The 15,033-nt window shown below is 57.9% G+C and carries 13 protein-coding genes; 7 read left to right on the top strand and 6 right to left on the bottom strand.

Going from position 1 to position 15,033, the window contains the following annotated elements; all coding sequences use genetic code 11:
• Nucleotides 1-5: 5 nt before the first annotated feature.
• The 4 genes from EO133_RS07295 to EO133_RS07310 all read right to left on the bottom strand — a co-directional run bounded on the left by EO133_RS07295 (nt 6) and on the right by EO133_RS07310 (nt 4,441).
• A complete protein-coding gene (locus EO133_RS07295) occupies nt 6-794 on the bottom strand; it encodes an ABC transporter ATP-binding protein (RefSeq protein ID WP_127071989.1) in 789 nt (262 codons plus the stop codon).
• Nucleotides 791-1,711 (bottom strand): ABC transporter permease, encoded by a 921-nt coding sequence (locus EO133_RS07300; RefSeq protein WP_127071990.1) that lies wholly within the window; start codon nt 1,709-1,711, stop codon nt 791-793. Before EO133_RS07300 ends, EO133_RS07295 begins: the two co-directional genes overlap by 4 nt.
• Nucleotides 1,712-1,714: 3 nt before the next feature.
• Entirely contained in the window at nt 1,715-2,692 is a 978-nt protein-coding gene (locus tag EO133_RS07305; RefSeq protein ID WP_127071991.1) for an ABC transporter permease, read from the bottom strand.
• 72 nt (nt 2,693-2,764) lie between these two features.
• On the bottom strand, nt 2,765-4,441 hold the full coding sequence (locus EO133_RS07310; protein ID WP_127071992.1) for an ABC transporter substrate-binding protein: 1,677 nt from the start codon (nt 4,439-4,441) through the stop codon (nt 2,765-2,767).
• Between the two features lie 271 nt (nt 4,442-4,712).
• Here EO133_RS07310 and EO133_RS07315 point away from each other — a divergent pair, with 271 nt between their 5' ends.
• Nucleotides 4,713-8,147 carry a hybrid sensor histidine kinase/response regulator gene (locus EO133_RS07315; protein ID WP_127071993.1) on the top strand — a complete coding sequence of 1,145 codons (3,435 nt, stop codon included), beginning with the start codon at nt 4,713-4,715 and terminating at the stop codon, nt 8,145-8,147.
• A 41-nt stretch (nt 8,148-8,188) separates the two neighbouring features.
• Complete coding sequence (locus EO133_RS07320; protein WP_127071994.1) at nt 8,189-10,099, top strand: beta-N-acetylhexosaminidase; 1,911 nt, start codon at nt 8,189-8,191, stop codon at nt 10,097-10,099.
• Between the two features lie 268 nt (nt 10,100-10,367).
• Here the strand turns inward: EO133_RS07320 and cfa are convergent, their stop codons facing one another.
• Both cfa and EO133_RS07330 read right to left on the bottom strand, forming a co-directional pair.
• A complete protein-coding gene (gene cfa, locus EO133_RS07325) occupies nt 10,368-11,483 on the bottom strand; it encodes a cyclopropane fatty acyl phospholipid synthase (RefSeq protein ID WP_127071995.1) in 1,116 nt (371 codons plus the stop codon).
• 87 nt (nt 11,484-11,570) lie between these two features.
• Nucleotides 11,571-11,801 (bottom strand): hypothetical protein, encoded by a 231-nt coding sequence (locus EO133_RS07330; RefSeq protein ID WP_127071996.1) that lies wholly within the window; start codon nt 11,799-11,801, stop codon nt 11,571-11,573.
• Nucleotides 11,802-11,972: 171 nt separating this feature from the next.
• On the opposite strand from EO133_RS07330, the gene EO133_RS07335 reads away from it, so the two are divergent.
• The 5 genes from EO133_RS07335 (at nt 11,973) to EO133_RS07355 (ending at nt 14,968) form a co-directional block, all read left to right on the top strand.
• Nucleotides 11,973-12,320, top strand: coding sequence for an ArsR/SmtB family transcription factor (locus tag EO133_RS07335; protein ID WP_127071997.1), 348 nt, complete (start codon nt 11,973-11,975; stop codon nt 12,318-12,320).
• The gene (locus tag EO133_RS07340) at nt 12,304-12,780 is read left to right on the top strand and encodes an SRPBCC domain-containing protein (RefSeq protein ID WP_127071998.1); all 477 of its coding nucleotides are present in this window, start codon (nt 12,304-12,306) and stop codon (nt 12,778-12,780) included. The genes EO133_RS07335 and EO133_RS07340 overlap by 17 nt, the downstream gene beginning before the upstream one ends.
• A complete protein-coding gene (locus tag EO133_RS07345) occupies nt 12,777-13,178 on the top strand; it encodes a GFA family protein (protein ID WP_127071999.1) in 402 nt (133 codons plus the stop codon). The genes EO133_RS07340 and EO133_RS07345 overlap by 4 nt, the downstream gene beginning before the upstream one ends.
• A gap of 162 nt (nt 13,179-13,340) precedes the next feature.
• The gene (locus EO133_RS07350; protein WP_127072000.1) at nt 13,341-13,715 is read left to right on the top strand and encodes a YciI family protein; all 375 of its coding nucleotides are present in this window, start codon (nt 13,341-13,343) and stop codon (nt 13,713-13,715) included.
• Nucleotides 13,712-14,968: an RNA polymerase sigma factor gene (locus tag EO133_RS07355; protein ID WP_127072001.1), complete on the top strand. Its 1,257-nt coding sequence runs from the start codon at nt 13,712-13,714 to the stop codon at nt 14,966-14,968. Before EO133_RS07350 ends, EO133_RS07355 begins: the two co-directional genes overlap by 4 nt.
• Nucleotides 14,969-15,033 lie beyond the last annotated feature (65 nt).

Below are 15,033 nucleotides of genomic sequence, written 5' to 3' on the forward strand. Positions count from 1 at the left end.
CCTCCTTACGCTGCGCCAAGCCTGGGCATCGCATCCCATAGCTTTTGTGTGTAGGCATGAGCCGGATTGGCCACGATCTCAGCAGTCGGAGCGACCTCGACGATCTTGCCTTCCAGCATAACCGAGATCCGGTCGGCAAACTGGCTCATCAGCGCCAGATCGTGCGTGATGAACAGGATCGAAAAGCCGAACCGGGCTTTGAGCGCCATGATTTCCTGCAGGATTTCCCGCTGCACCACAACGTCGAGCGCCGTTGTCGGCTCGTCCATGATAATCAGCTTGGGATTGAGCGCCAAAGCCATGGCCAGGACGACCCGTTGGCGCATACCGCCGGACAATTGATGCGGGTAATCGTCGAGCCTTTCGGGCGGTATGCCGACAAGGGCCAGGAGTTCTTCGGCCCGTGCTCGCGCCTGCGCCCGCCCCATGCCGGTATGGCGATACAGCATATCGCGGAACTGCTCGAAAAGAGTGATGACCGGATTGAGCGAATTCATCGCGCTCTGAAACACCATTGACACACTCGACCAGCGCCATTTCTCCAGCCTGTCGAGCGGCATGGCCAGCACGTCCTCGCCATCGATAATGATCGACCCTTTGGAGATGATGGCAGGTGGGCGATGCAACCGCATCAGGGAAAAGGCAATGGTCGATTTCCCGCAGCCCGATTCCCCGGCAAGCCCCATGACTTCGCCATGACCGATATCGAAATCGATGCCCTTTACCGCGGTGAACAGCCCCTTGCCCGTCAGGAAGTCCACCTGCAAGCCTTTGACATTGACCAATTGGCTCATTGCGCTGCCTCCTGCAACTTGCCCTGCGCGCGAGCGCGGTCGAGCTTTTCCTGCGCTTTTGCCGCTGCAGCGATCGTCCCCAATGTCCGCAGGCGCGGATTGGAGATTTCATCGACGCCGAAATTGAGGAGCGAAAGGCCGATACCGATGCCGGCGACCGCTGCCGCCGGAGCGAGAATTTCCCACCAGGCACCCACCGCAATCGCGGACGAATTCTGCGCGTGATAGAGCATGGTTCCCCAGGACACAGCCATTGGATTGCCCAGCCCCAGAAACTCCAGAGTTGCCTGTGTAATGATCGTATAGGTCACTGACCCGATGAAGTTGAAGCCGATGATCGAGAGCAGGTTGGGCATCAACTCGACAAAGATCATCCGGTGCGCAGGCTCTCCGACCAGTTCAGACGCCTGGATGTATTCACGACGTCGCAAACTCATTGTCTGGGCCCGCGTCACACGCGCTCCCCAGGCCCAGGACGTAATGCCGATGATGATCGCAATCACGAAAGGCGATGTCTGGCCCAGAAAGGCGGCGATCACCAAAAGCAACGGCAATTGCGGGATGACCAGCACCACATTGGTGCAGAAGTTTATGACCTCATCGATGAGGCCGCCGAAATAGCCTGCCGCGATGCCGAGCACTGTGCCGATGGCGACAACCAGAAGCCCGGCAAAAAAGCCCACCGCCAGCGACGTTCGCGTGCCATAAATCAATTGAGCGAATACGTCCCGGCCCATTCTTGTGGTGCCCATCAGCGCATCGGCATCGGGCGGCATGTGCGGACGCCCCACCCGCGCCATGGGATCGGCCGCAAGGAACAGAGGGCCGATAAGCGCCACCGCGACATACCCCAGAACGATGGCCAGCCCGATGGCGGCCTTGCGATTGCGCAAAAAGACCTTGAGTGTTTCTAGCATGGGTCAGGCCCTCCGCAATCTTGGATCGAGCAGGACATAGGCCAGATCGACAATGAGGTTGGCAGTCAGGATCGCCAGCGTCATGATAAGAAGCTGGCCTTGGATCAGCGGATAATCGCGCGACACGATACCGATATAAAGGGTCTGGCCCAGGCCGGGATAATTGAACACCACTTCTGTTACCAGCGAGCCGCCCAGGATTGCGCCGAGCGTCAACCCAAGTGAAGTAACCGAAGGCAGCAGCGCATTGCGCGCGGCGTAGTTGAACTTCACCCGCCGCTCGGAAAGGCCCTTGGCAAGCCCCATGATTACATGATCTTCGCCCAATTGGCCGATCATGTTGTTGCGCATGGTGACGAGATAGCCGCCGACAAAGACGATCATCAGTGAGCAGACCGGCATTATGGCGTGATAAAAAACGCTTCCGAGATAACGCAGCGAAAATTCAGGATCGAGCCCCGGATTATAGGCATAGCCCGTTGGCAGCCATCGCAGCATAACGCCGAAGACAAAGAGCGCGACCAGCGCGATCACGACTGGCGGAATGGCCTGTAGGGCCAGCGAGCTGGGCGTTATCACCGCATCGAATGCTCCACCGCGCTTCCAGGCGGCAAATACGCCCATCAGCGAGCCGATACAAAAGGCCATAACGGTTGCCGTGCCCGCCAATAGCAGCGTCCATGGCAGCGCATAGCCGAGCCGTTCGCCGACCGTCTGGGGGTAAAAGCGAATGGAATAGCCAAGATCTCCGGTGAACACCGATTTGAGATAAGAGAAATATTGCTCGTGGATGGCACCGGTTGCGAAGCCGAAGGTTTCGATCAATGCCGCGCGCGCTTCAGGCGGGATGGTGCCCTGCGCCTGCGAAAACATGATGTCGATCGGATTGCCGGGCATCAACCGCGGCAGGATGAAGTTGATCGTTGCAGCCACAAAGAAAGCTGCAACATAAAAGCCCAGACGACGCAGGACGAAGGCCATGATTTCCTCCACAATCAGATAAAGGGCAGTGCGGCCCCAGCAAAGGGCCGCACCACTGGCTAGGGAGGAGCGTTAGTTTTCTACCGGCCGCAGAGCGAGCAGGTGCAGAAGGCGTTCAGGTACGCCTGAATAGACAACTGGACGCGCGTGAGGATTGTCGGCATTAAAGAAGCCGGTGAAGCGCGACGTGTTGTACTGGTACCAGAGCGGGTTGTTGAACACGTTGATCAAAGGCATATCCGCCGCGATGATCATCTGGATCTCGTTCATGATCTCGGCCTGCTCATCCGCATCGGTCGTTGCGTTGAACGCGTCGAGGGCAGCGTCGAGTTCGGGATTGGCATAACGCGCCGATTGGAACCGCGACTGCCCGATATGGCGCGAATGCAGCGATTGATCCAGGAAGTAATGCGGGGTCACCCCGGTCGTCACCGAGTTGATCGCCGCCTGATAATCACCCGCCATGAGTTGGTCGGTCCAGGCAGGGCTTTCCGGGGTCTGCATCGAAGCATCGATACCGATCTCGTTGAGCCCTTCGACGGCGAGCTGCACGGTGTTAACCCAATCCGTCCAGCCATTCGGAACGATGATCGAGAAGCGGATCGGCTCCCCGCTCGGGGTTTCGAGATAGCCATTGCCATTGGTATCGGCATAACCGGCTTCTTCGAGCAGCGTCCGGGCGCCTTCGATGTCAAACTCGGTATATTGACCGTATTCCGCTTCAACTTCGGGGTTGTTCCAGGAGTGATATGCGCGGCCAAGCCCGGATGGATAGTCATTAACAGTCGGGTAGCCATAACCGGCGATGTCGACCATGGCCTCGCGGTCCATTGCCATCGAGAACGCCCGGCGGAACACGACATCGTTGAAGGCTTCGTTCAGACCCGGCTCTTCAATCTGCATGTTGAGTGAGAAGAATACTGGTGAGCCGGCAGGGAACCAGTAGCCGTGATTGTCCGGGTCGGTTCCGACATAAGTACGTTCGATATCGGGCAGGAAAGAACCGAACCAGTCCAATTCACCATTTGCTGCTGCACTCAGCACCTGATCGTTGTTGGCAAGCTGGGGCAGCCGCATGCAATCAACATGCAGGCTATCGGCATCCCAATAATTGGGGTTGCGGCACTGGATATACTCCTGTGGGGTAAACCGGTCGATTTCGGTCAATGGACCCGAGCCGACCGTTGTTGGGTTGGTATAGGTCACAGGGTCTTCGACGCCTTCCCAAATATGCTTGGGAACGGGATAGACCTGCACGAGCTGATAGATCAGCCCGGCATCGACCTCAGTGAGATCGATCCGCACTGTGCGATCATCAATCGCCTCAATTCCCTGGAGCTTGGGCCAGACCGCCCGCAGGTCGAGCGCCGGGTGCTCACGCATCAGTTCAAACGAGAAAACCACGTCTTCGGCGGTCAGCGGCTCGCCGTCAGACCAGACAAGCCCTTCACGCAGGACAAAGGTGATCGAAAGCTGGTCGTTGGAATACTCAAACGACTCAGCCAATCGGTATTCTGGCTCGCCACCCTGCAGTGCATTGAACACGACAAGTGGCTCGTACATGAAATCCAGAATCGTCGGCAGGACGGTCGTAGCGTTATAAGGGTTGTAGTTTTCCACCCAAGCGGTGAGCTGCTGGGGAACGGCTGTCAGGATCGCGCGGCCATCCTCCTGGGCCATTGCACCGGCCGCGACCGGCAAAACCAGCGCACTGGCCAGCAGCGCGCTTTTGATGAAACTCGTATGCATATTGGTAGTTCTCCCTCCAGAGTGGCCGCAACATAGTGCAGCGAAGTTCCCGCTTCGGCGGATTTTCGCCCGAAGCACGCTAGAAACGCGGGAACAATGTGAGCGGGAGTGCGGGCCCAATGTCACGGGTACATTTCCGTAAAATGCCCGGCCAAAAACGACAAAATCGTAAAAATCGAAAGATCAGAGATTCGGGACTTTATGGATTTGCGCATGGCAATATGAATAATCGTTAGAGCTGTTCGCCAGCTTTGGGGAGGAACATAGCATCATGCTGCCATTTGCGCTTGCGCCGTCCGGCTTTCGAGCCCGGCTGTTCCTTATCCTTATTGCCATAACCACCCTGCCGCTCGTGCTGACGGCCGCGGTCTTTTTCTCAATTCTCAACGCTAATGTCGAGGACGAGACCTTTGCCAAGCTGTCCTTTGTCCGCGATGCAAAACGCTCCGAGATCGAACAATATCTAACATTCGCCTTCCGGCAGGCGGAATCGTTAACCAAATCTAACGCGGTCCGCTACTCCATCGGTGACTTTTATGGCTTTTCCTACGCCTTCCGGCAGATCGACGCCGACCCGGAGGAAGCGCGAGGTCTCTTGCAGCGCATTTTCGGGGTTAACGGGCAGGCACCGGCAAGCGACGGCAATTTCACACCCGACATAGACACCATGCTGCGCAATGCGCTGGAATATTCCAACGCGCATCAACGCTTTCACGAGGAGTTTTCCAGTTTCATCCGTTCAGCCGAGTTCGATAACCTCTATCTCGTTAACACCGATGGCCGCGTCGTTTATTCGGTTGAAAAGGACGCTTATCTCGGCGGCGATCTCGATGAGAATCTGGCTGAAAGCCGGCTTGGCCAGCTTGCGCAGCGTGCCATGGCCAACGAGCAATTGTTTGAAGTCAGCGATTTTGCGCTCGACCCGGAAACGAGGGAATTTGCTGCCTATGTCGCGGTCAAGGTCGAGTTTTATCAGCGTCCGCGCGGTGTCGCGATTTTCCGGCTGCCCGCCGACGGTATCAGCACGATCGTTCAGGCCCAGGAGGAAGACAGCGGCAACTTCTATCTGATTGCCGGCAATGGCAGCCTCGTCTCGGCGCCTGCTGGCTATGGCATCGAAATCGGCCAGCCGGTTTCGCCTGCCCACAATGGCGTTGCCGAATCCGATACGGCTCTCATCGATAACGGGCTTTCCGACGGCGCCGCACTGGCAGCCTGGGGTCCGGTTCGATTTGGCGATACGCGCTGGACGCTAGCTGCCGAAGTTCCCACACGCGTTGCCTTTGCCAACTCGGTAGCGCTGACCCAGTTCGTCCTGATCATTGCCGCCATCGGCCTGCCGCTGTTGTTCTGGGTGGCCTTCGTGCTCTCGCGCACGATGACCGCACCTTTGCAAAACCTCATCGATATTGCCGAAGCGATTGCCGCGGGCGATCTCGACCGCAGAATTCCATCAATCGAAAGACCGACAGAGCTTGGAAGGCTCACCCAAAGCTTCAAACGCATGCGGGATGCGATCCGTGGCCAGCTCAGTCTGATCAGCCAGAAGAATGTCGAGTTGCAACGGCATGTAGAACTGATCGAGGAAAAGAACGCCGCGCTGGAAGAGGCCGACCGGCTCAAAGACACGTTCGTAGCCAATACCAGCCACGAGTTGCGCACACCGCTCAATGGCATTATCGGCATTTCCGAAACGCTGTCCGCCGGAGCGGTTGGCGAATTGAGCGCGCCCCAGCGCAGCCAACTCGATCTCATCACCTTTTCGGCGCGCCGGCTTTCACGCCTTGTCGATGACCTCATCGACATCTATCGTATCCGCCAGGGCCGTATGCGGCTCGACATCCACCCCGTCCATGTCGCGACCTCGATCCGCAACGTCATGCATCTGGCCGAGCCGCTTTTGCGTGGCGAGCCTGTGACACTCAATGTCGATATCCCGGACTCCCTGCCCTATGTGATGGTCGATCCGGTCCGGTTCGAGCAGGTGCTGTACAATCTCATCGGCAACGCCATCAAATATACCGATCAGGGCGAGATCTCGATCACCGCTGGGGCAGAAGGCGATACGGTGTCGGTCGCCGTCACCGATACCGGGATCGGCATTGCGCCTGACAGCCTTGAGCGTATCTTTCAGCCGCTTGAACGGGTTGAACCCACCGAGCTTGCCTCCAAGCCCGGCGGAGCGGGTCTGGGGCTAACCATTGCCCGCCAGCTTACCACCGCCATGCAGGGCAATCTGTTGGCCCAGTCCAAACTTGGACAGGGCTCCCGCTTTGTGCTCGAAGTTCCGGTTGCGGAACACGATGCCACCCAGGCCGAGATCATCACCTATGGCGAACCGCCTTCAGGCATCCGCGAATCCATGGGTATGTTGCTTGCCGATACATCCGACATGACGGCTGCGACCGGTCACGATGCGCCGGTCATTCTTGTTGTCGATGACGAGCCGATAAACATTCAGGTGCTGCGTAACGTCCTTGCGCCGCAAGGCTACGTGATCCAGACGGCCCAGACCGGTGCCGATGCGCTCGCGAGTGTCGAAAAGCACAAGCCCGATCTCATCGTTCTTGATGTCATGATGCCGCAAATGGGCGGGCTGGAAGTGGCAAAGCGCCTACGCGACCGATACGGACTGCTCGAACTGCCGATCATCATGGTCACGGCCCGTTCGCGCACCCGCGACGTCATTGCGGGGTTTGAGCATGGTGCCAACGATTACATCGTCAAGCCTTTCGTCAAGGACGAGTTGCTTGCTCGCATCGCAACCCTGCTTGAAGCAGGACGCGCCCGCGGCACCGCCCGCGAGAACCGCGAACTCAAATCCGAGATCGAGCGCCGTGTGCAGGTCGAAGATGCCCTGCGTCTTTCCCAGCAGCGCATGACGCGCCTTCTCGATACGCTCGAAGCGGGCCTTTTGTGTATCAGCGAAACCGGTCGCATCACTTACAGCAATCAGGCGGCTGCGGCCTTGGCCGGGCGCACCATCGATCCGGGTGCAACACTTTTGTCGGACCTGCTCACGCCCACAATTGTCGATGCCATGATGCGCGCTATCACCGACGAAGGACGCGTCTCCCTCGATGACGTTCCGCTGGGCAAATCCGGTACGCCCATGCTGCTCAACGGATTCGAATTGGACGCTGATGCCGGGGGTGGTTTTGCCTTAGTCATCACTCCCGACACGGCTCAGACCCGGCAATCCTCGGACTATCTGGTGCGTTCGGTCCGTGGCGTTATCGATACGGTCGGCCCCGCACTTGTCGAACAGCACACGCCGCGCACAACGGATGCCGATGTGCAATCGCCTGCCGCGCCGGACAAGGACCTTTACCGCCAGACCATCGTTGGCGTCATGGCGCAATCGCTTTCGCTTTGGCGAAAGGCAACGGGCAGCTCCAAGATCGACTTTGCCGAACAGAGCGGGGTTTGGCGGGTCAATCTCGACCGTTCCTCATTGCAAGCCCGCACGCTGGACAAATATCTGCTGATAGAAACCCTGCCCGCCAATCCGCGCTGGCGCGACGTTATCCAGACTGCGGAGTTCGTGCTTGCCGATATCGAAAAGGCCGCAAGGGCGGACGCAGCGCTTGCGACCGACTATGCCCAGTTGCGGCAGGACACCCAGAAACTGCGCGACTATGTGCGCGACCATATCCTCCCCAAACCCCGAAACGAAACCGAGCCGCACAGCGCCCCAAGCGTCTGACCGGCTCAAAAGACCACCCCGAACGACAAGGCATCACGCTCATGTCCACGCCCTCATTCCGCCTCGAAGCGGACTGGAACCCTGAAATTTCGACTCCCGGCCAGTTGACCATAAGCCTGGTCAATACCGGGGATGCACCGGTATCGGGCTTCACTCTCGCGGTCACATCGCTGTTCCGCATCAAGCCCGACAGCCCGATTGAAGGCGCCCAATTGCTCGATCAGTTGTCCAATTATCACCTGCTTGCGCCCGAAGACGGTTTCGTACTCGAACCGGGCAGCCGCTGGTCGATCGTTGCCCGGCAGATCAGCCATACGCTGCGTCACTATACCTATGGCCCGAAATCGGCAGCAATCACGCTTTCCGATGGAACAATGGTGCTGCCCGAAATCGTACCGATGACCCTCAAGGGAGAACCCGGCGCACCCATCATTAATACTCCTGAACGCCAGCCGCTTGCCGATGGCGAAACGACCATCAGCGTCATTCCCTTCCCGGCAAAGGTGGATGTAAGCGGCCAGCGCGATCTCCCGGCAGCAATAGGCTTTGGCGCTGGTCCCGAAACCGCGCGCAGCGCTTTTGAAGCGACGTCGCGACTTGCCGAACGCCTTTTCCCCGGCGAAACGCTGTTCGGAGATAGCCTAGCTGTCAAATGCGCCGACAATCGCGCCCTGCGCCACGGCGCCTATGACATTGCCTTTGGCGACGATGTTACGCTTTCTGCATCGGATATGGATGGGTTCCGCCACGGCTTCATCACGCTTGCGCAAATCCTGCGCGGCGCGCGTCGGCACCCGGAAGATTTTACCTTCCCTGCGTCGGGCATCATTTCCGATGCGCCGCGATTTGGCTGGCGCGGTTCTCATCTCGATGTCGCGCGACAGGTTTATACGGTTTCCGAAATCAAAGCCTTCCTTGACACCATGGCCTGGAACAAGCTCAACCGCTTCCATATCCATCTTAATGATGATGAGGGCTGGCGTCTCGATGTTCCCGAGTATCCGCAATTGGCTGAAAAGGCGGCGTGGCGCGGACCGGGCGAAATCCTGCCGCCGCTATTGGGTAGCCCGTTTGAGCGCCACGGCATCATCTATCGGGCAGACGATGTGCGAGAGGTTGTCGATCATGGCCTTGCCATCGGCATCGAGACTGTCCCGGAAATCGATATTCCCGGCCACTGCTATTGCGTCCTGAAGGCGCTGCCACATCTTGCCGACCCGGAAGAAACGGGCATTTACCGCTCGGTGCAGTATTTCCCCAACAATGCTCTGAACCCAGCGCTTGATGAAACCTACGTGTTTCTCGAAGCCGTTATCAAAACACTGGTCGAGTTATTCCCGGCCAAATGGATTCATATCGGGGGCGATGAAGTTGCTGACGCGGCATGGTCCGGCTCGCCGCAGGCCAAATCCATGCAGGGCCCGAATGGCTGGGAGGGCACCTTTGCCCTGCAATCGTATTTCCTCAAGCGCATCCAGTCCCTACTCAGCCAATATGGCAAGGAAACCGGCGCATGGGAGGAAGCCGCGCTCGGCGGTGGGGTCAATGCCGACCGCTCCTATCTCGTTGCATGGAAGAAATCGGAAAGCGGCAGGGAACTGGCCCTTCAAGGCTATGACGTCGTTCTATCACCAGCCGAATATGCCTATTTCGATATGGCGCAATCGAACGATTGGTGGGAGCCGGGCGCAAGCTGGGCGGGCACCGTTTCGCTTGAAACCTGCTATAGCTTCACCCCGGCCCATGATTGGCCCGACGACGCGCAATCCAAGCTGATCGGTGTGCAGTCCTGCCTCTGGTGCGAAAACCTGGCCGACCGCAAACTTTTCGATCATCTGGTTTACCCACGCCTTTCGGCAATTGCCGAAACAAGCTGGACACCTGCGGCAACAAAAGATTTCCGCCGCTTTATGGCGATCCAGAGTCTTATGCCGAAGGCAAGGCTGGGATAATAGCGGGGCCCTGAAAGGGATTATGAATCAGCCGGGACGGCAAGCCAACCCGTAGCAAATCGTACCAGAGCAAACCTCTTCCCGGCATGGAAGCCGGGATGGCGGCTGGGAGTGATGATGGGGCGCGTTTGCCGATCTCCCTAGAGCCGTTCAGGATTTGATTGAATCAAATCCCCGGCTCTAAGTCGTTGTTTTGTCGCGTGTCCGAACCGCAAAACCGTTTCCACCCCCGGATCAAGTCCGAGGGTATGCTTTTGCTTGACACGCTCTAACGCACGCTTTCATAGCCACCCTTGATGCCATTAGGCGAATAGACGATTTGCCAGAGATGCGCCCAGCGCGCCCGGAAGATGGCGGCGCAGCACAAGAGGTAATAGCGCCACATGCGGTAGAACCGCTCCCCATATCTGTCCTTGAGATCGGGCCATGCCGCCTCGAAATTTTCATACCAGGCCATCAGTGTAGGGTCGTAATCGGCACCGAAATTGTGCCAATCCTCCATCGCCAGCTTGCCCTCGGCGGCACGGGCCAATTGTGACGGGCCGGGCAGCATACCATTTGGGAATATGTATTTTTCCAGCCACGGATCGCCACTGGCGCGCCGTACATTGCCGCCAATTGTATGCAGCAGGAATATGCCGTCCTCGCTCAACAGGTCGCGTACCTTGGCAAAATAGCGATTGTAGTTCTTGTAACCCACATGCTCGAACATGCCGATTGAAACGATACGGTCGAACTTGCCCTCAAGCTCCATATAGTCCATCAGCCGCGTTTCGATGGGCAGGTCGCCACGCATCTGCTCGGCATAGGCGGCCTGCTCCTTCGATACCGTGATGCCAAGTCCACTGACACCATAGCGTTCGGCGGCAAAGCGCAGAAACCCGCCCCAGCCTGAGCCGATGTCGAGAACTTGCATACCCGGTTCGAGCCCGATCTTGCGGCAGATGAGATCCAGCTTTGCCTCTTGAGCAGCGGCCAGATTGTCCGCATCCTTCCAATAGGCACAGGAATAGATCATGCGCGGATCGAGCATGCGCTGATACAGATCGTTGCCGATGTCGTAGTGTTTTTCGCCCACTTCGGCGACATGCAGCCGCTGAGCGTTGATGAGCAGACCCTTGATCGTCAGAGCCGCGAAAGCAAAGTCGAACTTGATCTTCGATTTCAGGTCGTTGACCAGGATGCGATAGAGAAATTCATCGACTTTTTCGGCGTCCCACCAGCCGTCCATATAGGCTTCGCCAAGCCCGAGCGAGCCATAGCGCATGACACGGCTGAAAAGCCGCTCATCATGTATTTTTATGTCCCACGGACGCGCCCCGCCCACCTCAATATCGCACTGCGCAAGAAGGTCTGTGAAAAATGCATAAACACCAGCGGCCATGGCTGCCCCACCGCAAACGACTCCAAGTATGAGGCCTATTACAATTTAAATTGCGACCAATTGTCCAGCGCGCAAAACCGACAAATGTTAAGCGAGCGCCGGGTCGTCGTCCTCGAGCGCCTCAAGAATGCCTACGAGATTGGCAACTTTTCCTGTCGGCATATTCTTCTGGTCCGCGACCATCGCATCTTCCGCATTAAGCCAGTAAAAGGCCTGCGCCAACTCGTCCACAGTGGGGTCGACTGCCACAATTTCGGCAGCAAGGTGATTGTCCAACGGTCCGAGAATCTTCTCCATATCGCTACGGCTGATTGCCATTGTTCTATGCCTTTTGCCTTGATCCACCTTGAGAAACGTCGAGGCGCGCCATTGGTTGCGCGTCGGATACGAAATCGCGGAAAAATTCGGTGAGGCGGAGCCGCGCCCTTGACAAAGACCTCAATTGCCAATATTTAACCGATCAGCTAATTAACTTATTGGTTAAATATTGTGACTCAAGATAGCCTTACCACCACGCTTTCCGCATTGGCCGATCCTACCCGGCGCGCCATTCTGGCCCGGTTGAGCCAGGGCCAAGCCACGGTAAACGACCTGGCCGAACCATTTCAGATGTCACTGCCTGCCATCTCGAAACACCTCAAGGTTCTTGAGCGCGCCGGACTGATTTCACGGGGACGCCAGGCGCAGTGGCGCCCGTGCCGCCTTGAAGGTGCGCCGCTGAAGTCACTCGCCGAATGGCTCGAAACATACCGCCGGTTCTGGGACGGCAGCTTCGATCGCATGGACGATTATCTCAAGGAAATTCAGAAAGGAGACCCCAATGGCCCTCGCAACTGACAGCCAAACTGGCCACGCCTTGACTATAACCCGCATATTCGATGCGCCGCGCGCGCTGGTCTGGAAGCTATGGACGGACCCGGCAATGGCCTTGCGCTGGATGGGGCCAAGGGACGTTCCTGTTGTGTCCTATGAGAATGACTTGCGCGTTGGCGGTCACTGGCGGGCTTGCCTGCGCGCCACCAAGACCGCCTACCAGCCCGAAGGTACCGAGATGTGGCAAGGCGGCGTCAACAAGGAGATCGTACCGCTAAAGCGCTTCGTTTTCACCTTCCAGTGGGAAGAGCCCGGCTCGCCTGAAACGCTTGTCACCATCACTCTGAGCGATACCGAGGATGGGAAAACGAAAATGGTGTTTCATCAGACACCGTTCGAGGATGCTGCCAACCGCGACGGTCACAACGAAGGCTGGCAGGACAGTTTCGACCGCCTCGCCGACCTTCTGGAGCAAAGCCAATGACCAAAGCCTATAGCGGCAGTTGCCATTGCGGCTCGGTGCGTTTCAAGGCCGAAGTCGATCTTGCTCAGGGCACATCACGCTGCAACTGCTCGATCTGCACCAAGTCGCGGTTCTGGAAAGCCGTAATCGCCTCCGATGCCTTCACCCTGACTGCAGGCGAAGACCAGATTGGCCAATACCGGTTTGGCTCTGAAACCATAATCCATTGCTTCTGTACCCGCTGCGGCGTCAAGCCCTTTGGCCGTGTTGAAATGGGCGAACACGGTAGTTTCGTCGCCATAAACGTTGCCTGTCTCGACCAATTGTCGCCGGAAGATTTCAGCGCCCTGCCCATTGCTTATGAGAACGGACGCGAAGACGATTGGGACAACGCGCCAATTCCCACCGCCTATCTTTAATCAGCCGATAGACACTCCTCCAAACACGCGTTGTGTGTGCCATCCGGTCATGCCATTTTGACGCTTCCGGGCGCCGCTGCGACATCGCCTTGCCATTCTTTATGCAGGGCCTGTCGGATCGGCGTCTCCTCATCCGTCCTGGCTGTAATCGAGGAGTTGGCCATGCTCTACGCGATCCTTTGCTATAATGACGAAGCTGCCGTTGGCGGTTGGTCCAAGGAACATGACGACAAGATCATGGCCGACCTTTTGGCCGTGCAAAAGCCCCTTGTCGAAGCAGGAAAGATGGGACCGGTCGCCCGCCTTATGCCGACCACCGCTGCCACGACCCTGCGCAAGACCGCCGGCGAGCCGCTCGTCCTCGATGGACCATTCGCCGAAACCAAGGAACAATTCCTCGGTTTTTATGTCATCGACGCGGAAAGTCTTGAGGAAGTCGTGCAGGTTGTGCGCGATCTTTCCGAGGCTAATCCCGGCATGGGATCGTATGAAATCCGGCCGGTCCGTGACTTTTTCCCCGGAGCAGCCAAGACGTGACCAAAGACGACACAGCCTGGATCGGATTGACCCTTACCGGCGCGCGGCCAAGAACCGTTGCCGCCCTTTACCGCTATTTTCGCAATCTCGATCTGGCTGAGGAGGCTTTTCAGGAAGCCTCCCTGCGCGCCATCAAGACCTGGCCGAAAAAGGGACCGCCGCGCGATCCCGTCGCCTGGCTGATTCTCGTGGGTCGCAATTCCGGTATCGACACGGTACGGCGTACATCCCGCTTCACCGAACTGCCCGATGAGAGCCGGATTTCTGACACCTCCGATGCCGAGTCCTCCATCGTCGATCGGATCGATGAGTCCCATTATCGTGACGACATCTTGCGGCTCATGTTCGTATGCTGCCATCGCGACCTTCCGGCAACCCAGCAGATTGCGCTGGCGCTGCGCATCGTATCGGGTCTTTCGGTCAAGCAGATCGCCCGAGCCTTTCTTGTATCCGAAGCGGCAATGGAGCAACGCATCACGCGCGCCAAGGCGCGTATTGCCAAGTCCGGTACCAATTTTGAAACGCCCGATGCTGTCGAGCGGTCAGAGCGGGTTGGCGCAGTTGCGGCCATGGCCTATCTCGTTTTCAACGAAGGCTATAGCACGGCGGGGGAGCGCGAGGAGACCCGCAATGTCTTGTGCGAGGAAGCCATTCGCCTGGGACGGCTGCTGCTTGGTCTTTTTCCGGCAGAACCGGAACTCATGGGGCTTCTCGCCCTCATGCTCATCCAGCATTCACGCCATGCCGCCCGTTTTGACGATGACGGCCACATTGTCCTTCTCGACCGACAGAATCGAACCCTGTGGGATCACGCTCTGATCGCCGAAGGGCTGGCGCTGATCGACAAGGCCATGCGCCACCGCCGTCCCGGTGTTTTTCAGATACAGGCCGCGATTGCGGCCCTTCATGCCCGCGCCATCCGCCCTGAGGATACCGACTGGGTGGGAATCGAGTTGCTTTACCGCACGCTCGAAACCATCCAACCCTCGCCCGTTATCACGCTCAACCGCGCTGTTGCGGTTTCCAAAACCGAGGGGCCGGAGGCTGCGCTCGAGCTTATTGAGCCATTAGGCAGTGCGCTCGGTGATTATTTCTATTTCCACGGCCTTCGCGGCGGATTGCTCAAGGATCTAGGGCGGCTCGACGAAGCGCGTACCGCTTTTGACATGGCAATCGCGCTTGCCAACACGTCTGCCGAAGCCGTTCATATCCGCGCGCACCTTGATGAACTTGGTAGCGTCGCCACCTCCTGAAATTTTTCGCCTCAATTGTCGGGTCCGCCTGCCGCAGTCCGTCCTTGAGGCATCACTTCAGGAGG

The organism is Pelagibacterium lentulum (assembly GCF_003992625.1).
Taxonomy (GTDB): Bacteria; Pseudomonadota; Alphaproteobacteria; order Rhizobiales; family Devosiaceae; genus Pelagibacterium; species Pelagibacterium lentulum.